The 24,727-nt window shown below is 41.0% G+C and carries 25 protein-coding genes and 1 pseudogene; 20 read left to right on the forward strand and 6 right to left on the reverse strand.

Annotation, left to right across the window (positions count from 1 at the left end; translation table 11 throughout):
- Window positions 1-36: 36 nt before the first annotated feature.
- Window positions 37-321 (reverse strand): peptidylprolyl isomerase, encoded by a 285-nt coding sequence (locus tag C3F22_RS01965; RefSeq protein ID WP_005237136.1) that lies wholly within the window; start codon window positions 319-321, stop codon window positions 37-39.
- Window positions 318-1,178, reverse strand: coding sequence for a bifunctional DNA-formamidopyrimidine glycosylase/DNA-(apurinic or apyrimidinic site) lyase (gene mutM, locus C3F22_RS01970; protein ID WP_104425800.1), 861 nt, complete (start codon window positions 1,176-1,178; stop codon window positions 318-320). The genes C3F22_RS01965 and mutM overlap by 4 nt, the downstream gene beginning before the upstream one ends.
- A 382-nt stretch (window positions 1,179-1,560) precedes the next feature.
- On the opposite strand from mutM, the gene C3F22_RS01975 reads away from it, so the two are divergent.
- The 3 genes from C3F22_RS01975 (at window position 1,561) to C3F22_RS01985 (ending at window position 5,022) form a co-directional block, all read left to right on the forward strand.
- Window positions 1,561-2,823, forward strand: coding sequence for a carbohydrate porin (locus C3F22_RS01975; protein ID WP_034171118.1), 1,263 nt, complete (start codon window positions 1,561-1,563; stop codon window positions 2,821-2,823).
- Window positions 2,824-2,927: 104 nt separating this feature from the next.
- Window positions 2,928-4,037: an NADH:flavin oxidoreductase/NADH oxidase gene (locus C3F22_RS01980; RefSeq protein ID WP_034171119.1), complete on the forward strand. Its 1,110-nt coding sequence runs from the start codon at window positions 2,928-2,930 to the stop codon at window positions 4,035-4,037.
- A 58-nt stretch (window positions 4,038-4,095) separates the two neighbouring features.
- Window positions 4,096-5,022, forward strand: a complete 927-nt coding sequence (locus C3F22_RS01985) for an AEC family transporter (RefSeq protein WP_104425801.1) — start codon at window positions 4,096-4,098, stop codon at window positions 5,020-5,022.
- Between the two features lie 72 nt (window positions 5,023-5,094).
- Here the strand turns inward: C3F22_RS01985 and C3F22_RS01990 are convergent, their stop codons facing one another.
- The 3 genes from C3F22_RS01990 to C3F22_RS02000 all read right to left on the reverse strand — a co-directional run bounded on the left by C3F22_RS01990 (window position 5,095) and on the right by C3F22_RS02000 (window position 9,169).
- Window positions 5,095-5,892 (reverse strand): tetratricopeptide repeat protein, encoded by a 798-nt coding sequence (locus tag C3F22_RS01990; protein WP_034171121.1) that lies wholly within the window; start codon window positions 5,890-5,892, stop codon window positions 5,095-5,097.
- A gap of 273 nt (window positions 5,893-6,165) precedes the next feature.
- Window positions 6,166-6,891, reverse strand: a complete 726-nt coding sequence (locus tag C3F22_RS01995) for a YgfZ/GcvT domain-containing protein (protein WP_104425802.1) — start codon at window positions 6,889-6,891, stop codon at window positions 6,166-6,168.
- A 115-nt stretch (window positions 6,892-7,006) separates the two neighbouring features.
- Complete coding sequence (locus C3F22_RS02000) at window positions 7,007-9,169, reverse strand: multicopper oxidase family protein (protein WP_104425803.1); 2,163 nt, start codon at window positions 9,167-9,169, stop codon at window positions 7,007-7,009.
- Window positions 9,170-9,914: 745 nt separating this feature from the next.
- On the opposite strand from C3F22_RS02000, the gene acnD reads away from it, so the two are divergent.
- The 16 genes and pseudogenes from acnD to C3F22_RS02080 all read left to right on the forward strand — a co-directional run bounded on the left by acnD (window position 9,915) and on the right by C3F22_RS02080 (window position 22,737).
- A complete protein-coding gene (gene acnD, locus C3F22_RS02005) occupies window positions 9,915-12,521 on the forward strand; it encodes a Fe/S-dependent 2-methylisocitrate dehydratase AcnD (protein ID WP_005237122.1) in 2,607 nt (868 codons plus the stop codon).
- 187 nt (window positions 12,522-12,708) lie between these two features.
- Window positions 12,709-13,206 carry a hypothetical protein gene (locus C3F22_RS02010; RefSeq protein ID WP_005237119.1) on the forward strand — a complete coding sequence of 166 codons (498 nt, stop codon included), beginning with the start codon at window positions 12,709-12,711 and terminating at the stop codon, window positions 13,204-13,206.
- A gap of 136 nt (window positions 13,207-13,342) precedes the next feature.
- Window positions 13,343-13,486 carry a zinc ribbon-containing protein gene (locus C3F22_RS02015; RefSeq protein ID WP_175968102.1) on the forward strand — a complete coding sequence of 48 codons (144 nt, stop codon included), beginning with the start codon at window positions 13,343-13,345 and terminating at the stop codon, window positions 13,484-13,486.
- A 120-nt stretch (window positions 13,487-13,606) separates the two neighbouring features.
- Window positions 13,607-14,185 (forward strand): DUF4126 domain-containing protein, encoded by a 579-nt coding sequence (locus C3F22_RS02020; RefSeq protein WP_005237117.1) that lies wholly within the window; start codon window positions 13,607-13,609, stop codon window positions 14,183-14,185.
- A 196-nt stretch (window positions 14,186-14,381) separates the two neighbouring features.
- On the forward strand, window positions 14,382-14,588 hold the full coding sequence (locus C3F22_RS02025; RefSeq protein WP_005237115.1) for a hypothetical protein: 207 nt from the start codon (window positions 14,382-14,384) through the stop codon (window positions 14,586-14,588).
- A 129-nt stretch (window positions 14,589-14,717) separates the two neighbouring features.
- Entirely contained in the window at window positions 14,718-14,939 is a 222-nt protein-coding gene (locus tag C3F22_RS02030; protein WP_004785142.1) for a hypothetical protein, read from the forward strand.
- 149 nt (window positions 14,940-15,088) lie between these two features.
- Window positions 15,089-15,337 (forward strand): annotated as a pseudogene (locus C3F22_RS18465) (DUF6868 family protein).
- 126 nt (window positions 15,338-15,463) lie between these two features.
- Window positions 15,464-16,177 carry an SIMPL domain-containing protein gene (locus C3F22_RS02040; protein WP_005237113.1) on the forward strand — a complete coding sequence of 238 codons (714 nt, stop codon included), beginning with the start codon at window positions 15,464-15,466 and terminating at the stop codon, window positions 16,175-16,177.
- Window positions 16,178-16,922: 745 nt separating this feature from the next.
- Window positions 16,923-17,378, forward strand: coding sequence for a hypothetical protein (locus C3F22_RS02045; RefSeq protein WP_005237111.1), 456 nt, complete (start codon window positions 16,923-16,925; stop codon window positions 17,376-17,378).
- A gap of 87 nt (window positions 17,379-17,465) precedes the next feature.
- A complete protein-coding gene (locus C3F22_RS02050; RefSeq protein WP_005237110.1) occupies window positions 17,466-18,131 on the forward strand; it encodes a pseudouridine synthase in 666 nt (221 codons plus the stop codon).
- 569 nt (window positions 18,132-18,700) lie between these two features.
- Window positions 18,701-19,645: a DUF4041 domain-containing protein gene (locus tag C3F22_RS02055; protein WP_034581229.1), complete on the forward strand. Its 945-nt coding sequence runs from the start codon at window positions 18,701-18,703 to the stop codon at window positions 19,643-19,645.
- A 236-nt stretch (window positions 19,646-19,881) separates the two neighbouring features.
- On the forward strand, window positions 19,882-20,277 hold the full coding sequence (locus tag C3F22_RS02060) for a ribonuclease E inhibitor RraB (RefSeq protein WP_005237106.1): 396 nt from the start codon (window positions 19,882-19,884) through the stop codon (window positions 20,275-20,277).
- 239 nt (window positions 20,278-20,516) lie between these two features.
- A complete protein-coding gene (locus C3F22_RS02065; RefSeq protein ID WP_005237101.1) occupies window positions 20,517-20,963 on the forward strand; it encodes an SRPBCC domain-containing protein in 447 nt (148 codons plus the stop codon).
- Between the two features lie 124 nt (window positions 20,964-21,087).
- Window positions 21,088-21,426 (forward strand): zinc ribbon domain-containing protein YjdM, encoded by a 339-nt coding sequence (locus C3F22_RS02070; RefSeq protein ID WP_005237099.1) that lies wholly within the window; start codon window positions 21,088-21,090, stop codon window positions 21,424-21,426.
- Between the two features lie 115 nt (window positions 21,427-21,541).
- Entirely contained in the window at window positions 21,542-21,904 is a 363-nt protein-coding gene (locus C3F22_RS02075; protein ID WP_005237097.1) for a 5-carboxymethyl-2-hydroxymuconate Delta-isomerase, read from the forward strand.
- Window positions 21,905-22,293: 389 nt separating this feature from the next.
- Window positions 22,294-22,737 carry a YybH family protein gene (locus C3F22_RS02080; RefSeq protein WP_104425804.1) on the forward strand — a complete coding sequence of 148 codons (444 nt, stop codon included), beginning with the start codon at window positions 22,294-22,296 and terminating at the stop codon, window positions 22,735-22,737.
- Between the two features lie 112 nt (window positions 22,738-22,849).
- Here C3F22_RS02080 and C3F22_RS02085 read toward each other — a convergent pair whose 3' ends face one another.
- Complete coding sequence (locus tag C3F22_RS02085; RefSeq protein ID WP_104426976.1) at window positions 22,850-23,617, reverse strand: hydroxymethylpyrimidine/phosphomethylpyrimidine kinase; 768 nt, start codon at window positions 23,615-23,617, stop codon at window positions 22,850-22,852.
- Between the two features lie 257 nt (window positions 23,618-23,874).
- Between C3F22_RS02085 and C3F22_RS02090 the strand changes: the two genes are divergently transcribed.
- A complete protein-coding gene (locus C3F22_RS02090; RefSeq protein ID WP_104425805.1) occupies window positions 23,875-24,522 on the forward strand; it encodes an HAD family hydrolase in 648 nt (215 codons plus the stop codon).
- Window positions 24,523-24,727 lie beyond the last annotated feature (205 nt).

Consider the following 24,727-nt stretch of genomic DNA (forward strand, 5'->3'; position numbering starts at 1 on the left):
CCTTTCTTAAATGGAGGTTGGGAGGGATTTATAAAATTAAAAATCCATCCGAAACTTGATTTCTACCAGATGAAAACCAAACTGACTTTTGACTGGGCCATGTAGAACATGTTCTGCAGCAGTAAAAACCAGTTTATCAATCACTGGAACGAGTTGGCCTTTTTTTACTTCACCGAGTTCACCACCACGTTTGGCAGAGTTACAGGTCGAATATTGTTTGGCAATTTTGGAAAAATCTGCACCTGCCAGAATCTTTTTCTTAAGCTGTTCGGCAGTATCTTTATCCTTAACCAGAATATGACGGACAATCGCGGTCTTCATGATTTCTTACCTCGTACAGCAACCATACGCTTAGGTGAAAGCTTGACCTTTTTTAGCGGCTGGCATTCAGGACAATAAACTGATGCACGCTGGCCGAGCTTGATATTTTGCAGTGTCGTTTCGCAGTTCACGCACATTTCTCCTGCACGGCCATAAGCCAGCAGCGTCTGCTGAAAATAACCATTTTCTCCCATGGCATTGGTATAGTCGCGTAAAGTAGAACCACCTAAGTCAATCGCCTGTTTCAAAATACGCTTAATCTCAACCACCAGTTTTTCAATCTGTTCGAAACTCAAACTTGAGGCTGGCTGGGCCGGATGAATACCCATATTGAACAGGCTTTCAGTTGCATAGATATTGCCTACGCCGACCACGACATGGTTATCCATAATTGCAACTTTGGTGCCAACGTTTTTATTTTTTAGTTTTTCAAATAGATATTCGGCATTAAAAGCATCGCTTAATGGCTCCGGCCCAAGCGTATCAATCAGTTTGCTTTGTGATTGAGCATTTAACCAGAGAATACAGCCGAAACGGCGCGGGTCATGGTAACGCAGCTGGATCTCTTCAAACTGAATAATCAGATGATCATGCTTGCGCAATTCTTCATTGGTTTCACACAAGCGAAAGCTGCCTGACATACCCAGATGCCAGAGCATCGTATCCTGTTCAAATTGCGCCAAAATATATTTGGAGCGACGCGTAAGCTGAATCAGGCGTTGTCCTTGCAGACGCGCGAGATCATCAGGAATTGGCCAACGTAAACTAGGCTGACGCACTTCAACTTTTACCACTTGCTGATTAAGAAGGGGAAGGAGGCTGGTTTTGGTGGTTTCAACTTCGGGTAATTCAGGCATAACACTTAGCAGCTAATATCATGAGGCTAATATTGGGCGTTTTAAGTCTGAATGCAAGTCCTGTTTGAATAGAAGTTATGAGCAGGGCATTCAAAAATATTTTAACAATTGGTTAAAAAATAAACTTTAATATTGAGATGGTTTTAGATTCAAATAATAAAAACAGGAAATATATTGGTTGATTTTTAGTATTTAACTTACTGAAAAATATAAAATATGTAAATTTATTGTTATATAAAATATCTTTTCTTATAACTTAAAGTTTTACTAATAATAAAAAAAATGCTGAGTTTTTAAGTGAAAAGTTATGTAACGTTCTGTATCAAGTCACACAGGGCATGCATCAGGTTGCGTTTACTCTCTCTATATGTTTAGGTTTTATATGAAAAAGTTAAGTCTAGCTTTATTGCCATTGATGGCAGCCATGACCTCTGCGCAGGCTGAGTCTGCATTTGATTCTCAAGGGCAGTACCTATTAGGCGACTGGAATGGAAAACGTACTGAACTTGCTCAACAAGGCATCAAGTTTGAAGCAAACTTGCTGACAGATACAGCGTATCTGGCTGATGGCGGCCGTAATGAAGGAGCTGATCCTTTAACTTCAGCACAGTTATGGTTAGGTACACAGTTAGACATGGAAAAACTGGCTGGCTGGGATGGCGTAACTGTTCGTGCAGTTGCGACTGCGCGTCAGGGACAAAGTACATCGGTACGTGATTTACAAGGTGATGCAGCTCAATGGGCCAATGTTCAAGGAACATTTGGTCGTGGTAATCAGGACAGCCGTTTAACCGAACTTTCAATTGAAAAGAACTATAAGGAACAAGGCCTGAGTATTAAAGCTGGTCGTCTGGGTCTGGGTATGGACTTCAACGTGATGGCTTGTGATTTTGCCAGTACAGCATTTTGTGCTGCGCAGATGGGCAAATGGCAAGGCAATATCTGGATGAATACCCCAGTCGCACAATGGGGTGCACGTGTAAAACAGCAGCTAAACCCTGACGTTGCTGTACAAGTCGGTGTTTATGAATTTAATCCAGATAACGGCAATGGTGCTAAAGAAGGTCACGGCTGGAGTCTGGATACCGACAATGCTGATGGCGTGACGATTCCTGCAGAAGTAATCTGGACACCAAAATCATTAGTAAATGGTTTGCCTGGCAGCTATCGTGTAGGCGGTATGTATAACACTGCTGATGATGTTGCCAACCAGAAAGATGTTGCGACAGGTGAAGGAAAAAACCGCACCTTTGCGGGCTGGTTAGCTGTAGAGCAGCAGTTGACTTCAACAGGTAATGGCCGTCAGGGCTTACACTCATTCGCTAACTTTACCTGGCATGACCGTGATACCAATAAAGTAGATAATTCACAACAGTTGGGTCTGAAATATATTGGTCTGGTGGATAGCCAGCCAAATGATATTTTGGGTCTGGCAGTTAACCGCGTACATGTAAATGACCGCTTTGCAGATTCACGTCCAGTATATGATGCGAGTGCCGAATACAATATCGAACTCAACTACAGCTATAACGCAACAAAATGGCTGATGTTACGTCCAAACCTGCAATACGTTATAAATCCGGGGTCTAGCAACAAAGTCGATAATGCATTGGTGTTAGGTTTGACTACACGAGTGATCTTCTAAAAAGAATTTAATCACGTTATAAATAAACAGGCTCATCAGAGCCTGTTTTTTATTTTTTAGTAAAAAGTTCTGAAAAGCCACTTCACAAAAAGAGGGAATACCGCGTGTCACTACTATTTCAGTCGGTTCAGTTTGGATCATTGCAACTTAAAAATAAAATTGTGATTGCCCCGATGTGTCAGTACTCTGCAACCGTGCAAGGTGAAATCACTTACTGGCATGAACAACAATGGGCCAATTATGCCTTATCCGGTGCAGGTCTTTGCATTGTGGAAGCCACCGCTGTACAGCCTGAAGGGCGTATCAGTTATGCCGATTTAGGGCTTTGGAATGATCAGCAAGCCAGTCAGATCAAAACCTTATTGCAAAAGGTCAAGTCAATTTCTCCTATGCCTTTTGCCATACAGCTTGCACATGCAGGCCGTAAAGCTTCTACAGATAAACCTTGGGGTGGCAAAGGGCAGTTTGCCCCAGATCATGCACTCGGTTGGCAAACTGTCTCTGCCAGTGATATTCCTTTCCAGGCTCATGAACATCCACCTAAGTCTTTAAGTGTTGATGAAATCCAGCAAGTGATTCAGGATTTTGCTGCCAGTGCAAAGCGAGCGGTTGAAGCAGGCTTTGAACTGATTGAACTACATGGAGCACATGGTTATTTGCTGCATCAGTTTATGTCACCGTTATCGAATCATCGTCAGGATCAATATGGCGGTTCATTTGAAAACCGTATTCGTCTGACGCTTGAAGTATTTGAAGCAATTAAAGCTGCAGTACCAGAAGGTTTTCCAATTGGTGTTCGTATCTCAGCAACAGACTGGATGGATGGCGTAGAAAGTTGGGATGTAAAATCTTCAGTTGAACTATCCAAAGCTCTGGAGAAACTGGGTGCAGTCTATATTCATGTGTCGAGTGCAGGTTTACATGTCGACCAGAAAATTGATGTGCATCCAAATTATCAGGTCCCTTTTGCTGAAGCGATTAAAAAGGACGTAAATATTCCAGTCATTGCAGTGGGTCTAATTACCGATGCACAGCAGGCAGAAGGCATACTGGAGTATAAACAGGCTGATGCGATCGCGATTGCACGTGCCTTGCTTTATGATCCACGCTGGCCTTGGCATGCTGCAGTAACGCTGGATGAAAAAATAGCAATTTCTCCACAATATTTACGTTCTGCACCGCATGGCTTAAATCAGTTGTTTGAATCGTTTTAAGGCCATTTTTTCTTAGAAAGGCTTATAATAACGCATCTCAAACAACAGGACATTTCATATGATTATTGCGGTAATTGTGCCTATATTTTTATTGTTGGCACTAGGTTACCTGAGTGTGAGATGTCAAATTCTAAAAAAAGAACAGGTTGAAATGGTAGGGGCCTTTGTCATCAAAGTGGCCTTACCGTTACTGTTCTTTCAGTTTCTAGCCTCTAAAGATCTGCATGAAATCTGGTATTTTGAATACTTTGCGATCTATATCTCTGTCACTTTATTACTTTATGGTTTCAGCTTCTGGCTGATGCGCCGTCAGTTCAAGAATACCTCTTCGCATAGTGCTGTTCTGTCCTTGGGCGCAGCGATGTCCAATACCGGATTGATTGGTACAGCAGTACTCACTTTATTGGTGGGACAGCATGCGATGACCTATACCTCATTGGTGGTCATTATTGAAAGCATGATTCTGATTCCGATGGTCTTAATCTTGGCTGCACTCGGTACCCAACATCAAGCCAATCTGGGGAGTCTTGTGAAAAGTGCTCTTCTGATGCTGTTTAAGAACCCTTTATTTATGGGGGTGATGCTGGGTATGGCCTGTGCGATTTTTGAAATTCGCCTGCCAATTTATCTGGATCAGGTCTTTGCCATGATTGGACAGACTGCCTCACCTTTGGCGCTGTTCGCGATTGGTGGCGGAATCGTGGGCATGAGTCTGAAATATGTGAATCTGCAAAGCTTCTATTTGGTATTTTCCAGCAATATCCTGATGCCGATCCTGATGTATCTGGGCCTGAGTCGATTGACTCATTTAAGTCAGGAAATGATCTATGCGGGTACCTTGATCGCAGCCCTACCTATGCCAACGATTTTTGGTATGTTAGGGCAGGCGTACGGCCTCAATGAGCGGACTCTAACGCCATTATTAATGAGTACCCTTGCAGGTTTTGTGGTTGCCAGTGGACTTATTACTTTGTGGTGGAGTTAACCAAGCTGGCTTATAAATCTATAGCCCATAAAAAAGCTCCAACAGGAGCTTTTTTATTTTGATAAAATTTGATTAACTTTTTTTGGCAGGTGCTTTTTTCTGCTCGGCAATCATTTTATCCACTGCTGCTAGAGATTCTCTGGCCTTAGGAATATTTTCCTGTGCTAGGGCTGCAAAGATCTTTTTCGCTTCAGGTAGGTTTTGCGGAACAATACTACCGTTGGCAAACATATTGCCAATCGCCATCAGGGCAGGGATATAGCCTTTTTTCGCCAGATCCTGAATACTGCTCAAGCCTTGCTGGATCGGCTTTTCATTCTTGGTTTTAAAGCCGTTGCTGATGTCATATAAGGCTTTGGCATGAATGGCCGGCATATTACCCTTGCTAATAAGAGGCTGTAATTTTTTCAAAGCCTGCTGGTCAGAAGCTGTTGTTCCTTCAGCAAATAAAAGTATAGCCAGATCTACCGTCGCTTCATCAAAATTGGCTGCCGATGCGCGTTCTAGGTATTGCTTGGCTTTGCCCAAATCCTGCTTAAGACCTAAAGTACCACCAGTATAATTCTTGCCCAGTACATAGTTGGCCACCGGATAACCTTTGCTGGCAGCCTGTTCATATAGTTGGATGGCCTTTTTTTCATCCTTGGCCGTGCCTTGGCCAGTTTGCGTTAAATAGCCTAAGTTATATATGGCTTGTGCATTTCCCTGGCTGGCCAATTTGCTTAAAGCATCGTAGGCACCCTTGAAATTCTTAGCATTCACCATCTCTTCAATTTTGGCAAATTGAGGATCAACTGGGGCATTTGAAGTGGTTGCGAGGGCAAATTGGCTGGACACAGCAAGAATTGCAGCAAGTACTAATTTTTTCATTGTTCCGATAACCTTAATTTTTCTAACACCTAATTCCATGGTGCGATTTTTGTCGTTTTCATCTACATCATAAGACGATTTCAGGGTTTGTAAATACTGAATATGTGACTAATTACAAATTATTTGAGAATCATAGAGGAGATGAATCAATAAAAGCGTGCTCGGTTTAAGGTGTGTTTTATTTAGTCAATCTTTGTCTATTTAATTGTTTAGCCTAATAAAAATAAAAAAGCCAGAATTGAATTCTGGCTTTTGCATCAAGAGAAAAGTTAGTTATTGTGGACGTGCCACATCACCACTTAAAGCTTCAGGCAATTCAAGAACTTGTACATCCAGCTCAGCCAATGCTTCAGGTTTGGCAACCACTAAAGCCTGATAACCCTGATCTGTACCAATACTATTGACCACTTCGATGTCATTGTGCAGCTTGGTCGCAACAGCAGGTGCTTCACCTGTACCTTGAATCAAATGCAACCAGTGTTTTGGCTTAGCTTTAAACCATAAACGTGCAATCACTTCCTGACCCAGATAACAACCTTTGTCATAGTGAATGCCTTCACGTTGATGCAGACGCAATTCCTGTGGCTGGAACAGGGTCGCAGTAGCTGCCTGAATCCAGGCCTGACCTGAGGCAATGGCTTGCTGTTGCCAAAGGATAATATCCGTTTCAGTTTCAAAAAAATCAGTCTGGATATCATTGATAACTGGATAAACCGGGCCAACCTGTTCCAGTTTCATTTTTGAAAAAGCGCCAAACTTTTTAATATGGCTGGCCAGTTCTTCTGCCTGATCTTCAGGGCTGACAATTTCAAAGCTTTCCGGATTAATTTTTTTCAACCAGATACCGAACTGGATACGTCCTTTCAAGCTACAGATCGCTGTATAGCGGGTCAGGTTTTCAGCCAGAATTTCGACATTTAAAGTAACTTGACCCTGAAGGAATTTTTGCGCATCTACTCCATTCAGCGTAAATAAGGTAAAAGCAGGAGATGTTGCCATGATCAGCCTCAGTTTGAATACTCAAAATCAATCAAGCTATTGTGCAGCAAGCATTTAATAGAGGCAAACAAAAAAGCCAACAATCGGGATCGTTGGCCTTTTAAAGAGTGTCTACTTAGTGATGATGAGATGAGGTTGGCAGAGGTGAATCACAAGGGAATTTTCCTCCACAGACCCGTACCGTTTCCATCATGCCCTGATCTTCATGATCGAGGATATGACAGTGCTGTACAAAATCGCCTTCAAATTTCTTGTAATGACTTCGAAGAATAAATTTATAATTCGCCTTGATAAACAGGGTATCCTTGAATTGTCCTTTCATGCCACGATATTGCACATCATCTGTATCATTATCGTCAGGCGCTAATTCACTCACATCAACTTCTTTGGATTCGCCATTAGGGCCAGTGACAGTTTTTAAGATTTTAACAATCTGGAATGGATTGACATGAATATGGAAAGGATGGCCACCAAAAGCTTCGGTCGTCAGTTCCCATTCATCCGTCTGTCCAATTTGTAATTGACGCACATATTCACGATCCGGGTCTTTGGCATGAGTCCGACCGACTGATCCTTCGCCATCAAATGCATCTCCAAAACTGAGCAAGTCACCATCTTCTTTATGGCGGAAGCCAAATTTAAGACCATTTGCGAAAGCCAGCTCAAATTTACTGTACTGTTTCGGTCTGGAGGCAACCAGCTTGTCAATTGCTGGAGTCATCAATGATGGATGATCAGTAAAGGCAGTAAGATCAAGCTTGGATAACTGAGTCTGAATCTCTTTGCTTAAACCAATTTTTTTTGCACGCTCTTGCAGGAACTGGGCAGGAGTCTGCGCTTTTGTTTTGCTTGCCTGTACATTGACCCATCCCAGTAGTTGAGCATTGAAAGGATGGTTCGGAGCTAGTTGAGGAGTAATTTGACCCGTTGGGATCGGTGCATTCACTTCATCCTCAATATTTAATTTGGAGTCATAAATGCAGTATTTGTTGGTGGTTGGGAAGGTGACCATTGCATCATGACGATAACCAGGCTGGAACACAGACAGTGTTCTGCGCTGTACCTGAGTCATGGTCAAACCATCTTGAGCAATCGTATAAACAGGTAAGCTTTTTAAACTCTCATTAAACTCTTTTGGATCTGCTTCCTGATATGCCAGACAGGCTTTAAGGGTGTCTGCGGCGCTAAATTTACTGGAGTTTGGCAGTTCTTTAATAATCAAACCAATGGTGTCGCGTACACCACCATGAATCATGCGCCAGCGATTAAATGCATTCTGTTCAACTTTAATCTCTCCTAAAACTTTACCATTGATAGACGTATAAAAGTTCTGGCCGGCCCAAGAGCTAGGATTAGCGATATCTGTATAATCTTCCAGTAATCCTAAGCCTTTACCTTCGCAATTGTTAGGAATATCGAATTTTACATCCGGGTCAGGGTTAGAGCATCGATATTGAATTTGCTGGAACAACAGGATTTTTTCATTTGGATAGCTATTTTTTTCTTTCCATAAAATGTCCATATCGCCTGTTTCAGTAACTTTGCCATTTTTTACTTTTGGCGTTCTTGAGCCTTCTACAATTAATGGGCCTGCCATACCGCTCGATACCTGAATAGCCGTTGAGCCATGCAGATGGGCATGATACCAGTAGGTTCCTGCCGGATGATTCGGCTCCATTTTGTACTGATAGTCAAATTTTTCCTGAGGTTTAAATTTCAGGAAAACATTATCGCTGTTGCCTTGAGGGCTTACCCAGAAGCCATGGGTATGCAAGTTAGTAGTATTAAAGCAATGTGGATCGTTCACATTATCCACTTTGTCTGGGCAGGTGGCTTTCTGTTCAGGTGGAAGCTGGTTATTTAGGTTAATTTTCAGGGTTTCACCTTGTTTGACCCGGATTTGCGGACCAACTAAAAGGTCTTCAACAGACTCTCCAGCTTTTTTCTTGTTAAACAAACTGGCATTAGTGAGATAACCTCTGACGAACAGTTGATCCCAGGTACTATTTCTCGGATTGTAAATCTTGCCGGTTTTATAAGCGACAATCAGTTCATGGGTGCCTTTGGAATTTTTTTGCAATAGTGGCGGATTGCTAATCAATATATCGGGTGTTGTTGGAGTAGGTTGTGGGTTGTTGGGATTATTGGTAGTGGTTGGTGGGTTAGGGTTGTTGGGAGTTGGCGGTTTAGGATTGGAAGGATTTTTACCTCCATTCCAGCTTGCTGCCAGTACAGCGATTACTGCAGCAACGATACCGATAATGGCGAGTTGTATCATTGTAATCACCCTTATGTGCTTTTGTGATGAGTGTTGTTGTGAAGTAATTCGAGGGTAGATTTACAAAGTTGAGATACAGACTGTTATCACCAAATTAGGGGGAGGGCGACAAACGGTAAGCTAAAATGACGTGTGTAAAGTATTCTAGATAGGGATGCGTTTTATAAGCTCATGTTTATAAATCATTGTCCTATAAATATTTAACGTATTTCTAAAATTGTAAGAAAGTCTTAAAAAATATATGGAATTGAAAATGTAACTTATTTCGGGGTATGTCTTAACCTGAAAAATGATTTTTTCGCTTAAGCTCATCGAGCAATATCTGCAATGAAATTTACTATTTCTGGTTAAGAGCTACGCTTAACACTGAAATAGAAAACATAGATTCAGCTTTTTATTAAATGAGCTATTTCTAAAATTGAAAGATTCTAAGCTTTGATTTCATATGAAATTTATCCTTAAACTCATTCCAATAAATTGATTATCTTTTATGCTGTTATCAACATCTCATACTAAAGAATGAGACAGATTTAGGCCTATTTTTCAGAAAAAATGCAATTTAGAGTCAAAATTCTAAAGTATGAGTTATAAATTTCGGTAAAAATGCCATTTTTAGTATTTAAGATTTTGAAAATCATAAGATTTGGGAAATGGACTTTCGACAGCGTACAATGCCTTTATTAAAAAACAAGTCACCAAGATATTTTGATGAATAAAAAGAGTAATGAAAGAGGGCAGGCAAGCTATGAACAATAACTACCGGAAACCGCTGCAAGGTACCCAGTTGGAATATTATGACGTGCGTCAAGCCGTAGAAGATATTCAGCCAGGCGCATATGCCAAACTTCCTTATACATCTAAAGTGCTGGCCGAGCAGCTGGTACGCCGTTGCGACCCTGCGATTTTAGAACAGTCTTTACGCCAGTTGATTGAGCGTAAACAGGAACATGATTTTCCTTGGTATCCGGCGCGTGTAGTTTGTCATGACATCTTAGGGCAAACAGCACTGGTCGATCTTGCCGGTCTGCGTGATGCGATTGCCGATCAGGGCGGTGATCCGTCTAAAGTCAATCCAGTGGTGCCGACCCAGCTGATTGTCGATCACTCGCTGGCAGTAGAATATGGCGGCTTTGACCCAGATGCATTTGAGAAAAACCGTGCAGTAGAAGACCGCCGTAATGAAGACCGTTTCCATTTTATTGAATGGACCAAAACTGCGTTTGAAAATGTTGATGTGATTCCTGCTGGTAATGGCATCATGCACCAGATCAATCTGGAAAAAATGTCACCGGTGATTCAGAACCGTGATGGCGTGGCATTCCCAGATACTTGTGTCGGCACAGACTCTCATACCCCACATACCGATGCACTGGGCGTGATTTCAGTCGGTGTTGGTGGCTTAGAGGCTGAAAATGTGATGCTGGGCCGTGCATCGTGGATGCGTCTGCCGGACATTATCGGTGTCGAACTGGTAGGACAACGTCAGCCGGGCATTACCGCAACCGATATCGTACTGGCTTTAACTGAATTCCTGCGTAAAGAACGTGTGGTTGGTGCTTATCTGGAATTCTTCGGTGAAGGCGCAGACAGCATGTCAGTCGGTGACCGTGCCACGATTTCCAATATGACACCGGAATATGGCGCAACTGCTGCTATGTTCTATATCGATCAAAATACGATTGATTATCTGACGCTGACTGGTCGTGAATCTGAACAGGTGAAACTGGTTGAAACTTATGCCAAGGAAATTGGTCTGTGGTCATCAGAAATGACTCAGGCAGAATATCCACGTGTATTGCGTTTTGACTTGTCTACCGTGACTCGTAACATAGCGGGTCCATCGAATCCGCATGCACGTGTATCAACATCTGACCTGAAAGAAAAAGGCATTGCAGGTGTGGTAGAAAACCGTACTGATGGCTTAATGCCAGATGGTGCAATCATCATCGCGGCGATTACCTCGTGTACCAATACGTCTAACCCGCGTAATACCGTGGCAGCAGGTTTGTTGGCACGTAAGGCCAATGAGCTTGGCCTGATGCGTAAACCTTGGGTGAAATCTTCTTTTGCTCCGGGTTCTAAAGCGGCTGCATTGTACTTGGAAGAGGCAGGTGTACTGAAGGATCTGGAAAAACTAGGCTTTGGTATCGTGGCGTATGCATGTACCACCTGTAACGGCATGTCGGGTGCGCTTGATCCGAAAATTCAGCAGGAAATTATTGACCGTGACTTGTATGCGACAGCAGTCTTGTCGGGTAACCGTAACTTTGATGGCCGTATCCATCCTTATGCGAAGCAAGCCTTCTTGGCATCTCCACCCTTAGTGGTCGCGTATGCGATTGCCGGTACGATCCGTTTTGATATCGAGAAAGATGCACTAGGCACAGACAAAGATGGCAATCCGATTTACCTGAAAGACATCTGGCCATCGGATGAAGAAATTGATGCTTTGGTGAAAGAGTCCGTGAAGCCAGAACAGTTCAAGAAAGTTTATATTCCGATGTTTGATCTAGGTGAGCATGAGAAAGCTGCAAGTCCGCTGTATGACTGGCGTCCGCAAAGTACCTATATCCGCCGTCCGCCATATTGGGAAGGAGCTTTGGCTGCACCACGTACCCTTGCGAATATGCGTCCTTTAGCAATCCTTAGCGATAACATCACTACCGATCATTTATCTCCATCAAACGCGATTGTGTTGGATTCAGCAGCGGGTCAATATCTGGCGAAAATGGGCTTACCTGAAGAAGATTTCAACTCTTATGCCACGCACCGTGGCGATCACCTGACTGCACAGCGTGCAACTTTGGCAAATCCGAAGCTGTATAACGAGATGGTGGTACGTTCTGACGGCACCATTAAGCAAGGTTCTAAAGCGCGTGTAGAGCCGGAAGGTGAAGTGATGCGTATGTGGGAAGCGATTGAAACCTACATGAACCGTAAGCAACCGCTCATCATTGTTGCTGGTAAAGATTATGGTCAGGGTTCAAGCCGTGACTGGGCTGCGAAAGGTGTGCGTCTGGCAGGTGTAGAAGCGATTGTTGCTGAAGGTTTTGAGCGTATTCACCGGACAAACTTGGTCGGTATGGGTGTTCTTCCGCTTGAGTTTAAGCCGGGTACAGATCGTAAAACTTTGAAGCTGGATGGTACTGAACTGTATAGCGTAATTGGTAATATTGCGCCACGTTCGACTTTGACTCTGGTGATTGAGCGTGCGACTGAAGATGGCAAAAAACAGACCATTGAAGTGCCAGTAACTTGTCGTTTGGATACGGAAGAAGAGGTTTCTGTGTATGAAGCGGGTGGGGTATTACAACGTTTTGCGCAGGATTTCTTGGAAGGGAATGTGGCTTGATGATTTCAATTGGTCTTATTTGATTTTAATATATAAAAAACCTACATAAATGTAGGTTTTTTATTTGTGAAATTTTATGTACGTTCAGGCTTTGTTGTATAAATACATAACCAACTGATTTTGTTCATTTAATTTTTAGGTTGAAATTCATACAAACCTATTTAAATCAGAAGCTTACAAAATCTTTATGCAACAAAGCCATTCAAAATATGAAATTAAAAAAATCATTGGTCAATTTTGGTCTGAAAAATATATTGAAGTGTTAGGATGCAAAGGTTTATCCAAAAAGATTTATGACAATCTAATTCAAATAAAAGAAAAATATCGTAACACTTTTGCTCATGGTGGATTTGAAAAAAAGAGTCAATCATTTCATTTCCATTTAGAGGGATATGGAGCAGTTCCTGCAACAATGTCTGATTATAAAAATAGCGTCTACTTTACCTCAATTCCTTTAAATGAAGATAAGTTTATTGAAATTGTAAAGATTTTTGACGAGCTTGATAGGTATATCGAAGAAAACTTGGTAGCAGGGTGGAAGTTTTGTCAAAGCGGATTGGATTTGATAATGGATAGATCTTCGTTGAAGAATATGCTTGAAGTTTCTCAAGATCCAGATAATTTCGAGCATTGGCTACAAAATGAGAATGAGAGGTTATGTAATTATATCAATGCTGATTATTAGAACTGACTTAGTGACTAATAGCTAGTTTTCTAGTCTTCGCCCAAATGCCATCATCATTTACAAAAATGGACAATAGACATTCATCACAATAGAGTTATACTGCTTAGACCATTTTCTAAAACAACGGAGAACAAAGATGGTTACAGCTGGCTCAAAACCGGGAACAGGTTTCTATTTTTGTATTCAATGCGGACATCGCGTCTTCTTAGAAATTGGTACAGACCGACTACCACCGTGTACCAAATGCCTCGGCACCCAATATAACGATAAGGTTGCCTAAGCACACGATATTCAAAACAGAAGATCCTGTTTTAAATAAAAGCCCTATCACCCGATAGGGCTTTTTTGTTAGCGTATAATTTACATCATAAAAATGGCTTAAATCTCAAGGATAAGCAGCATGGAAACAATCCTCGGTTTATGTATCGGTATCGGCTTGAGTGCAGCCTGTGGTTTCCGTGTTTTTGTGCCTTTAATGGTGATGAGTATTGCTGCATTGATGGGCTGGTTTGAACCGATGACCGGTTTTGAATGGCTGGCCATGCCGGCAGTTTGTCTGGCTTTAGCCATCGCGACCCTCTGTGAAATCGCTGCGTATTATATTCCCTGGGTGGACAATGCCATCGATACGATTGCAACGCCTGCAGCCATGCTGGCCGGAACCTTGATAACGATGGCTGCCAGCAGTGGAAAAATGTCTCAGTTTGCAGCTTGGGCCGCAGCGATTATTGTCGGTGGCGGAACAGCTGGGGCTGTGCAAATGAGCAGTGTTGCAGCACGCGGACTATCAACTGCCACCACGGGCGGTGTTGCGAATCCCGTACTCTCAACCGGAGAGTGGATCGGGGCTATTCTGTTATCCATCCTGTCATTGCTTTTGCCAGTGCTAGCTACCTTGCTGGTTGTAATGCTAGCCATAATGGCAATTCGCTGGATACGTCTAAAAAAGAAAAACAAGCTAGAAAATTCCGCCTTATAAAAGTCAGATAAATAAATATTTATCACTCATTCTTAATGAAATATTTGCTTAAAGAAAGGTCCTTATCTTGTTTATGAAATTGCTTGATTTTTATTCAATAAAGACATAATTTTATTATGGAATTGCAAAAGACATAATTTCTGTATGGTTTTATTTGTGGTTGAACTTTATAAAAACAATATTAGGGGAACTGTAAATGATTAAATTTATTGTAGATGAACAAGAGTCTGCTCAAGGCGTGCACTATATTCATAACGCAACACGAGGCTGTGAAGACCTGCCAGAATTTGATAACCAGATTCTGATTGGATATTTTGCTAATTATGATCTGGCTTATAAACGGGCAAGAATGAATTGGCCGAGGGAAAAAGTAGAGGGCTGTCATAAGTGCTGTACAGAATGAGATTTATAGACATATTGGGCATCATTTAAAACCCGCTATACAGTGGGTTTTACTATTTATTTTGTTTGAAAATCGGTCAGTTTGACCTCATATAAAATTATAGATTTATCATTTTTTAGGGCTGCTCAATTGCAACATTATCTTGATCTCAATCATGACTCGGGTGTGGCCAATTATGAGATTGGCAATGAGTTCATTCGGGTTCAATTCAAGAAAACCTCGAAAGTGTATACGTATAGCTATAGCAGTGCGGGCTATCAGCATGTGGAAAATATGAAACAGCTGGCCCAGTATGGTGATGGCTTAAATGCCTATATCAATCATCATACCCGTCATCTGTTTGTACGCTAAAAAGTGATCGCTGGAAGTCAAAACTGAAACTTTTAGCTCAAAATATTTAAACCATTTCCCTTTAGATCACAGATACAAATCAGTAGTTCCTGAAGATTTGATCAATCTGTTAACTTAATGATAGATGGCTCTACAGGCAGGGAATCACTATGGACCTCGATTTCTGGTGTCGGTTTTTACTTTATACATTGGCTTTGAATTACAGCATTTTAATGCTCTGGTTCTTGCTCATTGTCTTTTTACGAGACTGGGTACAACGATTGCATAGTCGATGGTTTTAGCTTTCAGATTCGACTTTTGATGCCGTTCATTATGGCGGCATGGCCCTCTATAAAATCGGAATACTCCTATTCAATCTGGTTCCGCTGATAGCCATATATTTAATTGGGAAAAGTTAGGAGACAAAACTTTCTCAGGTTTCAAGAATAAATAAAATTGATAGTCGCATTAGCATTACACAGAGCAGTTTAAACGCTTAAAATACTCGAAACAGAATAAATAATATAGAAAAGGAGTTCGGCTCAATGAATCAGTTTAAACCTGCCTTAATTTTAGGTGCATTGATCGGCTTGGGAATGATTATTGCCGGATTCATTCTGGGCAATAGTGCGGTCAAGATTAAACAATATGAACGGATTGTTTCCGTAAAAGGGCTGTCGGAACGTGAAGTGAAAGCCGATGTCGCAGTCTGGCCCATCCGTTTTAGTGGCGGTAGTCAGGATCTGACAGAACTGTATGACACCATGGAGCTGCAAACCCAACAAATTCAGGCGTTCTTAAAAGGCGAAGGTTTTAAGGCAGAAGAAATTACCACAGGTTCTCCAGTCACTACAGATAAATACGCCCAGCAATACGGCGGTGATGCCAATGTCGCGCTACGTTATACCGCGCATCAGACCATTACGGTTTATACCCACAATATTGATGCAGTCCGTGCAGCGCAAACCCGTCTGGTCGCTCTCGGTAAAAAAGGTATTGCTTTTGGTGGTGATGATTCCGGGCAAAGAACGGAATATATTTTTACCAAACTGAATGACATCAAACCGGCGATGATTGAAGAGGCCACACAAAATGCCCGCAGTGTGGCAGAAAAGTTTGCAGCAGATTCTCAAAGCCGTCTCGGGAAAATCAAGACAGCCAATCAAGGTCTGTTTAGCATTGAAGACCGTGACAGCAATACGCCTTATCTAAAGAAAGTTCGTGTGGTTTCTACAGTGGATTATTATCTGGCTGATTAAATGGCTGGAAAACTGAACTTAGCGGTTTGAAAAATTTAGAGCAGAATGAAGTTTTAAGTGAAGATAAATTCCAGTAATTCTGCTCTTTCCGCAATAAAAGATCTTTATTTTGAGCTAAAAGATAAAAAATTCTTCTATAAATATATTCTAAGAAAAATATTTTCAAAAACTGGGAAAATTAAAAAATCTTAGGAAATTAATTTTACCGCAGCTTGGCTACTATATATCTCAAGGGTGTGATGGGATCGAAAAGAGTAGCATGCTGTGAGTGGCGCAAAACGCGAGTGCAGTACGAACCCAAAAGGTCTCGATTCGGCTTAGGACGCTATAGACCAAAAGTTTATAGGCTATAAGATCATTTCTTACAAAGAGTGATAGTTGAAGTAAACCATCAAGATGTTTTCCCAACACCCTCAAAATTTTCTCTTCTAATAATAAATCTTCTCCTCCAAACTGCTTAATACTTTCCTTACCCAGTCACTTATCTTCTTCCTCAAATAGCTTTAAATTCATTTGAGATTCAATCAAATACTATTAAAATCACATATCTAATCTATTTTATTTGTAGCCTATTGCTTTCAATTATCCTTTATTTAAATACTATTCTAATGTCACCGGTTGTTTATAAGTATTTGATATAAATAATTTAAAATATAATATGTTTAATATTTGCTCACAAATTATATCCTTGAAAAATAAAACAGAATGCTATGATAATTTTACATATAAGAAAGGGGCACGTCTCATGAAAAAATATGAATTAGAAATCAGTTATCCGCATCAGGAAGAAGACGAAGCAGAGCAGCTAGGCAGCTTATCGGCAGAAGAAATTCTCTCTACTTTTAAGTCCATCAATTGGCAACAGTTACGGATTTTACAATTACAGATGCAAGCCGCCATTACCACTTTTACCGTAACAGATTCCGATACTGAACAGTCGATCCAGATCACGCTAAATGAACTGGCGCCCTCAGGTCAGCTTGAGTTCAGGCTGGAAAGTGATATTGAAGTCGAAGCTCAGCATAAAATTCTGGGACTGTTTAGCCTGAAAAACAAAGACTATGTGTCATTTCGCAGTCTGACTATGTCACAGGTTCAGCAATATCTTATGACATTCTTAAATGAAGATCTCGACAGCCTGAAAACCCAGTATCAGTCAGGTCATTCAGTATCTCCCATCAGTGCAGCGTCCAAAGCTTAGTCGGGCATTGATTCTATAACAGGGCTGGATTGACAGTATTCCCTGACATTGTTATTTTGCGCGTTTTCTCCTGAATGCTTACAGCACATGCCTATTAACGACAACTTTGTCTACGCGCCGCCTCAAGACCCATTGCATATTCTGTATGAAGATGATGATCTAGTCGTCATTGAGAAGCCGGCTGGTTTGTTGTCTGTTCCGGGACGTTTGCCTGAGCATCATGACAGTGCTTATCTACGGGTACTAGAGCGTTATCCGAATGCCAAAATTACCCATCGTCTGGATATGGCGACGTCCGGAATACTGATGTTTGCCAAACATCGCGAAGCCGAAGTGGCGGTCAGTAAAATGTTCCAGGCACGTACAGTCAGCAAGCACTATATTGCGCTGGTACAGGGAGAGATTCAGACCGAGGGCAGTGTCGATGTGCCTTTAATTACTGACTGGGAAAATCGCCCACGGCAAATGGTACATTTTGAACTGGGTAAAGCTGCCAAAACACTCTATCAACGGCTGGAATATCTGCCTGAGCAAGACATCAGCCGGGTATTACTGACGCCAATTACCGGACGTTCACATCAGCTCAGAGTCCACATGCTGCATATCGGTCATCCGATTACGGGCGATAAAATTTATCATCCGGAACCAACGCGTAGTGCTCTTAATCGCATGGCCTTGCATGCCAGTGAACTGACTTTTACTCAACCCTTGAGTGGTCATAAAGTTGAGATTCTTGCACCTGCGCCATTTTAGTGAGACTTAACCATTCAAAAAATGAATATAGATTCTGATAAATATTTGAATTTCAGTAAGCTGCAACAGAAATGTTAGAATTTATTTCAATCATCGGAAAATTATGGAGTTGAATTTAAACAGTTTTCTAGAAAAATTATGTTCTGAATCATGTCTTATCAAGTAATGAATTTTTGAAATAAAAAATGTGTACCAGAAAACATTGCAGGAATCATTTAAGGGGGATTTATCACTTTATCTTTAGTTTAACTGTTTGATCTGTCTATTTTTATTAGGTTTTTCTCAAGATTTTCAGCCTATCCGAAATTCGATCTTATAACTTTTGATATAAAAATAAAAACCACTCTAATCGCTTATCACCAACAGATTCATGTTAAGTAAATTGATAGGCATAAAAATATTAAGGTTTTATAGGTGAAAGATCATTTAAAAGATCAAATATATTAAATATTTATGGTCAATTTTTATCTTTGATTCTCATCATTAAATTATGCAGAATAACTTTAAAACATCATAAATTTTTAATTTTTTAGTGCCTATATATGGTGCAAGGGGTAAGGGACAGGATGATGCTAAGTGGCGCGCTCTTTGTTCTCGCAAGTGTTTTAATCATTGTATTACTAGGGGTATTCAATAGCCTGAAATTATCAAGAAACAATATTCGGTCTCTACAGGAAAATCTGGATCATTCACGCAGTAAATTAGCTGATTATGAAACACAAGTTGATGAATTAAATTATGAAATGACCCAGCTACGGATGCAGTTGGGGAGCGCCAGAACTGAACTGAATAAATATAAAAAATATCAGGATATCTGTGACATCGAGCAGTACATTATTAACCGCAGTTTGCAGGCTGAAAATTTCGTAGAAGTAACCAAGCTTGATGCTTCCATCATGCTGGATGATCTCAAAGCCTATATCGCTCAGGTCAAAGCATATTTACAGAGTTTACAGGCTCAGGCCGAAGCTGATATTGAGCAGCAGGCCCGAAAAGCTTTACAGGCTTATTATCAGCAGGCCAAAGAACAGCAGCGACTGCAAGAAGTAGTTGAGGCTCTCGAGCAGAAGATCAAGGGCTATCAACATGGTTTTGATGTGCCGGTCACGCAGCTTCTGGATCAGCTCATTAGTGGCTACAATGATACTGATGCAGCTCGGCATTTACTGACTATCAGAACACAGATTGAGCAGGCCAAAGAACAGCAGCAGATGGCTAGCTGTAACTATGTTGATGAAGACCGTCGCAAGAGCACCATCGAGATTTTGAGTCTGGCATTTAATAGCAGGGCAGAATTCTATTTGTCCCAGTTAAATACTCATAATCTGGGAGAAATGCTGCAATCCTTAAAAGATGATTATCGCCTGATGAACTATAAAGGACAAAGCTTGAGCCAAGCCATGATTCAGGAGTCTTATCTGAACTTACGTCTGGAAGAGCTTAAATTCGCCGCCATTTTACTCGAGCTTCGACAGAATCAAGTGTCTGAGCCATCTGCAGTAATCGCTTCCTAACTCCAATTAAAAAAGACAAATCAACCGATGAAATTTTTTAATCTGCAGATTGATATGTAGGTATTTTAAATTAGATGAAAATGCAGCTTTTTTTCTCAAATTATTAAATTTATATTGATAAAATTCAGTTGGTTATTTAGAGAAAGTTAATTTTTTTTCATATTCTGTACTCGATAATTCAAATAAAATAAGTTAAGCTGAATCGAATAATAAAACATCATAATAAGGGTATCTCTATGGCACGCGATTATGACAAATTCCCTGACGATGAAAATGGTCATGTACTGTGGCAAATGTATCAGGATGGTGATGATCTGCAGGACGACCATGAAATTGAATTCTCGATAGCCTTTAATAGTGAAGAACAGGCTGACCGCTGTGCATTGAACTTGCTTAAAGAAGAACAAAAGATAAGCCTATATCAGGATGAGGAGAGCGATACGCTGGAATGGACAATTACTATTCATGTCTATATGCAGCCTACCTATGAAAATATTGTCGATCTGGAACAATGGTTTACCAGAATTGCCGCTGAATTTCAGGGTGAATATGACGGCTGGGGCTGTATGGCCTATGTCTATGATGATGAAGTCGACCCGGAAGAGGGCGAAAGCAAACTGCGTAGCAGCTAATCAAAATTTCCTTATTCAAGCCCGGTTAAGCCGGGTTTTTTATCGCCTGCGGTATTGGTCGGGTCAACTGTAGTTTTTTGTTATACATCCTATAAAATGGATAGATAACAATTATATTTAGGCCGTACAGTATGTTGGGCAGTTATTTAAATACTGAGGCCGACGAAATCAGGATGATCCGTCCGAATAATAAATAAAAATAATCTTTCAGTAAGAACAAGAAAAAAAGGTAGGCTGAAATGAGTTATACCCTAAAAATGCATCGCGTATTCAGTGCGCCACCGGAACGGGTGTACCGGGCCTTTATTCATCCAGATGCTATTGCAAAATGGCTGGCACCGCATGGCTTCACTGCCAGAGTTGAGCATGCCGAAGTCAAACCGGGAGGCAGCTATAAAATCACCCTGACCAATTTTGCTACCGGTACCCAGCATCATTTACATGGCACCTATCATGAAGTTATTCCCAACCAGCTACTGCGCTATACCGATTGCTTTTCTACACCTGAAGTCAAAGGTGAAATTGAAGTCACGCTCATCTTTGAAAAAGTGTCTGTAGGCACCAGCCTGCATATTATTCAGGTGGGTTATCCGGATCTAGTACCGCCATCTGCATGCTACTTAAGCTGGCAAGAGTCATTGCAGCTTTTGTCCTGGCTGGTCAATCCACATATTTTGGATGGTTAAGTTCAGTTAATTAAGTTGAGCGGGAGATCCTTTTAAAGCTTGAGCATGAACCTATCCAAAGATGCTATAATTCAGCTTTAATTTTTTGTTTTTTCTTTTATTTTTTTATTTTGTCGAGGTTGCTATGGCTCTACCACAATGCCCAAAATGCCAGTCTGAATATACCTATGAAGATGGTGACTTGTTAATCTGCCCAGAATGTGGATATGAGTGGAAAGAAGGGGAAGCAACTGAGGAACCCGTGGTCATCAAGGATGCGCATGGCAATCTGCTGGCTGATGGCGACACAGTTACGCTGATTAAGGATCTTAAAATTAAAGGGTCTTCTTCAGTGGTTAAAGTCGGGACTAAGGTCAAAAATATTCGTCTATTACCCGATGCAACTGATGGACATGATATTGACTGTAAAATTGATGGCATTGGCGCCATGAAGCTCAAATCTGAATATGTGAAAAAAGCCTAATACGTTCTTATACGAATGAGTGCTTTCGGTCTTCGGGTTTGAAGGTTTATGCTTCTTCCTCAAACTCGAAGATCAATCTCTTCTGATCACTATATCATGCCTGGATCTATGCTTTATGCCTCATCTTCATTTTGAATATTCAGATAATATTCAGCAGCTCGAAACCCAACCTTTAATGTTGGCAATTCATCAGGCCTTATTTAACGCCGGTTATATTAATGACCCGAATGATTTAAAAAGCCGGGCGATTGTACAGCAAGATTTTGTGATTGGACTAGAGCAGAAGACAGATCAGGCTTATGTGCATGCTAAAGTTTCTCTCCTGACTGGTCGTAGTCTGGACATTCGTCAAGCAATTTCCAAGCTGGTACTTCAGGTCATGCAGCAGCACATTGTCTCGCAGCCAGGGCTAAAGATTCAGCTCTGTGTTGAAATTCTGGAAATGGACAAAGAAACTTACACTAAAGCTATTATTTGAATTTTTTAGATTGAAGTGAGGACTAGGAAATGAAGTTTTCCTAGTTCCTCTCTTTATCTTGAATGTATAAGAATTTAATAAAAAATTGAGAAGTATCAAAGCAATTTTGAAATATAAAGAACGATAAATAAAACTAGAGCATAAAAATTTAAATAATCAGTCAAAATTCACCTGATGATTGCAGTTGATCAGAAAATTTTGCCTATGATTAAAAAATGGTGTAATTTTAGGTATTAGGTCACACTTTTGACCTAATCTATGGGGGATGGGTAAAACCAGAACCCATCCACATAATTAAAAATAATGAAAAACAAGAAAGACTGAAAAATGATGAGATGCTTGAAATCTCGGTTTTCAAGTCTGAATAAAACCTTATAGAGAGGTATTCAATGAAAATAATAGGGGAAGAATGTCTGGCTCAGGAAGTCAGGACATTTTTACAAAAATGGGATCAAGCTATTTGTTCACTTGAATTCAGCGAAATTCGTCAACTTTGCCGACCAGATGTCTGTCTGATTGATATTAGCTCCGAGCTGAAAGGGATTGAGGCTTATCAGGCTGCATGGCAACAGTACCGCCCATATATACGCAACAATGGTATGCGCGTTGAACGGCAGGAGGTCACCATTCAGGTCAATAATGACATGGCTTTCGTGTATGGGTATGTCCGGATTGCCTATGCGGCGATGGAACGATATTTTCCTTTACAATGGTGCCGCTTCAGCATGGTCTTGAGCAAACAGCAAGATCAGTGGCAATTGCATTATCAACATATTTCTGTTCCTGTTCAGGAGAAAACTGAAAAACTGCGTCCTGTGAAACTGGCAGGTTAAGGCGCAAGTTTTAAATTTCATTGTAACAAGATCATCATGTCTATTTGTCCATTCTTGAAAAAAATCACCATAAAAAAGCCTGAATCGTTCAGGCTTTTTTATTTAGGGAAGATTAGAAGCGTTTTGGAATCCGCTGACCATTCGGTACCGGAATTTCCGCATTTTTTAATACACCAAATAACCAGGTTTCTGCATGTTGTACGGCTGTTTTCAACTGGTCACCCAAGGCTAGACGTCCGGCAATGAAACTCGCCAGTGAACAGCCTGAGCCGTGATATTCACCCTCCAGACGCGGGCAACGGGTTTCGTTGATCAATTCACCCTGAATATATAGACGGTTCTGGATATAGTCGGGAGTATCTTCATGGCCGCCTTTAACCAGAATCGCGTGAGCACCCATTTCAAACAGTTTCTGCGTGGCTTGATCTAAATCCTGTTCACCTGTTAGGGCACGCAACTCAACTGTATTCGGAGTTAAAATCGTGGCTAGTGGAATCAGTTGTTTAAACGCTTTGACCAGTGTGGCCTGATTGCCGAGTGAGCCACCACTGTTGGCTACCAGCACCGGATCCAGTACATACTGATAATCTGCATGCGCTGTTAGAAATTCTGCCAGCGCCTCAATATTTTCAGTAGTACCCAGCATGCCTGATTTAACACAGCGGATCGGTAGATCCTTTACCACGGCATTGGCCTGAGCCAGCAGTAATTCCTTTGAAGTTGCTTCAAAACCAAAGACCTGTTGCGAGTTCTGGATGGTCAGGGCTGTACAGGCAATTGCAGCATGAGCACCACTTTGACCGATGGCTTCAATATCTGCTTGAAGGCCTGCTCCACCTGAAGGATCTAAACCTGAAAAGCAAAGTACGGTAGGTCGCAAAATGATGTCCTTCATTCACTAAAATTGCCTTAGTATAGGCAAATTTATTCAAACTCTCGATATTAATTTATATCACTTGCAAGAACTGTCTGTCAGGCAAAATTTCGTATGTTTATCTGATCAAAATATAGAGTTGACTACCCTGAAAATGGGCGTTATTGGCTTATTTTTATGGCCTAATAATTGCTTTAGGGTAGAGAAATCTGGCTATACTCACGATATGAATTGATGTCGGCTGCAAACATAGGGGACAAGGTGTGATTCAGAATATTTTAATTGATTTGGATGGTACATTAACTGACCCAAAAGTGGGGATTACGACTTCTGCCCGCTACGGTCTGGAAAAGGTGGGTCATCCGATCAGTGAAGACACGAATATTGACTGGATTATTGGGCCTCCTCTAAAAGCTTCGTTAGCCAAAATTCTGAATGTAGATGCGGATGATACTCTGGCTGAACAGGCACTAATGGCATATCGTGAGCGTTTCGCAGTGACTGGTCTATATGAAAATCACGTCTTTGAAGGCGTAGCTGAAACTCTGGCGGAACTTAAACGCCGTGGTTATCGCCTGTTTCTCGCAACAGCAAAACCAACCGTTTATGCCAAACAGATTTTGGAACATTTTAATCTGGCCCAGTATTTTACTGAGATTTATGGCAGTGAGCTGAATGGCGACCGGACCAATAAAGGGGAATTGATTCAGTATATCCTGGAACAACAAGGCATACAGGCTGATCAATGCATTATGGTGGGTGACCGTGAGCATGATATTTTTGGTGCCCGCCATAATGGGATTGAGTCGATTGCAGTCAAATACGGCTATGGTTCAGAAATTGAATTACAGCAGGCACAGCCCAAGTATACGATTGAGAACTTTAGTCATTTATTAAACTATTTAAAATAATTTTTTATTTTCATTAAAAATAAAATGCTTCTATGTTTAGGAGCATTTTTTATATTCATTATTAACAATAATTTTTAACTTTATTTTTTGAATAGAAATCTGTTTTATTGCGTTAACTTGATTAATTATTTGTATACTTTTGTTCTAATATTTTTTAGGCTTACATAAATATAATAATTTATTTTATGTGATGAATGTCATAGTT

The organism is Acinetobacter sp. ACNIH1, from assembly GCF_002934695.1.
Lineage (GTDB): Bacteria > Pseudomonadota > Gammaproteobacteria > Pseudomonadales > Moraxellaceae > Acinetobacter > Acinetobacter variabilis.

Coding starts and splice junctions, on each gene's coding strand:
- C3F22_RS02065 (WP_005237101.1), top strand. CDS start 20,517: ATGAGTTATACCCTAAAAATGCATCGCGTATTCAGTGCGCCACCGGAA.
- C3F22_RS02045 (WP_005237111.1), top strand. CDS start 16,923: ATGAAAAAATATGAATTAGAAATCAGTTATCCGCATCAGGAAGAAGAC.
- mutM (WP_104425800.1), bottom strand. CDS start 1,178: ATGCCTGAATTACCCGAAGTTGAAACCACCAAAACCAGCCTCCTTCCC.
- C3F22_RS02075 (WP_005237097.1), top strand. CDS start 21,542: ATGCCTCATCTTCATTTTGAATATTCAGATAATATTCAGCAGCTCGAA.
- C3F22_RS02060 (WP_005237106.1), top strand. CDS start 19,882: ATGGCACGCGATTATGACAAATTCCCTGACGATGAAAATGGTCATGTA.
- C3F22_RS01995 (WP_104425802.1), bottom strand. CDS start 6,891: ATGGCAACATCTCCTGCTTTTACCTTATTTACGCTGAATGGAGTAGAT.
- C3F22_RS01990 (WP_034171121.1), bottom strand. CDS start 5,892: ATGAAAAAATTAGTACTTGCTGCAATTCTTGCTGTGTCCAGCCAATTT.
- C3F22_RS02000 (WP_104425803.1), bottom strand. CDS start 9,169: ATGATACAACTCGCCATTATCGGTATCGTTGCTGCAGTAATCGCTGTA.
- acnD (WP_005237122.1), top strand. CDS start 9,915: ATGAACAATAACTACCGGAAACCGCTGCAAGGTACCCAGTTGGAATAT.
- C3F22_RS02080 (WP_104425804.1), top strand. CDS start 22,294: ATGAAAATAATAGGGGAAGAATGTCTGGCTCAGGAAGTCAGGACATTT.
- C3F22_RS02025 (WP_005237115.1), top strand. CDS start 14,382: ATGATTAAATTTATTGTAGATGAACAAGAGTCTGCTCAAGGCGTGCAC.
- C3F22_RS01985 (WP_104425801.1), top strand. CDS start 4,096: ATGATTATTGCGGTAATTGTGCCTATATTTTTATTGTTGGCACTAGGT.
- C3F22_RS01975 (WP_034171118.1), top strand. CDS start 1,561: ATGAAAAAGTTAAGTCTAGCTTTATTGCCATTGATGGCAGCCATGACC.
- C3F22_RS02010 (WP_005237119.1), top strand. CDS start 12,709: ATGCAACAAAGCCATTCAAAATATGAAATTAAAAAAATCATTGGTCAA.
- C3F22_RS02050 (WP_005237110.1), top strand. CDS start 17,466: ATGCCTATTAACGACAACTTTGTCTACGCGCCGCCTCAAGACCCATTG.
- C3F22_RS01965 (WP_005237136.1), bottom strand. CDS start 321: ATGAAGACCGCGATTGTCCGTCATATTCTGGTTAAGGATAAAGATACT.
- C3F22_RS02070 (WP_005237099.1), top strand. CDS start 21,088: ATGGCTCTACCACAATGCCCAAAATGCCAGTCTGAATATACCTATGAA.
- C3F22_RS02015 (WP_175968102.1), top strand. CDS start 13,343: ATGGTTACAGCTGGCTCAAAACCGGGAACAGGTTTCTATTTTTGTATT.
- C3F22_RS02055 (WP_034581229.1), top strand. CDS start 18,701: ATGCTAAGTGGCGCGCTCTTTGTTCTCGCAAGTGTTTTAATCATTGTA.
- C3F22_RS02020 (WP_005237117.1), top strand. CDS start 13,607: ATGGAAACAATCCTCGGTTTATGTATCGGTATCGGCTTGAGTGCAGCC.
- C3F22_RS02040 (WP_005237113.1), top strand. CDS start 15,464: ATGAATCAGTTTAAACCTGCCTTAATTTTAGGTGCATTGATCGGCTTG.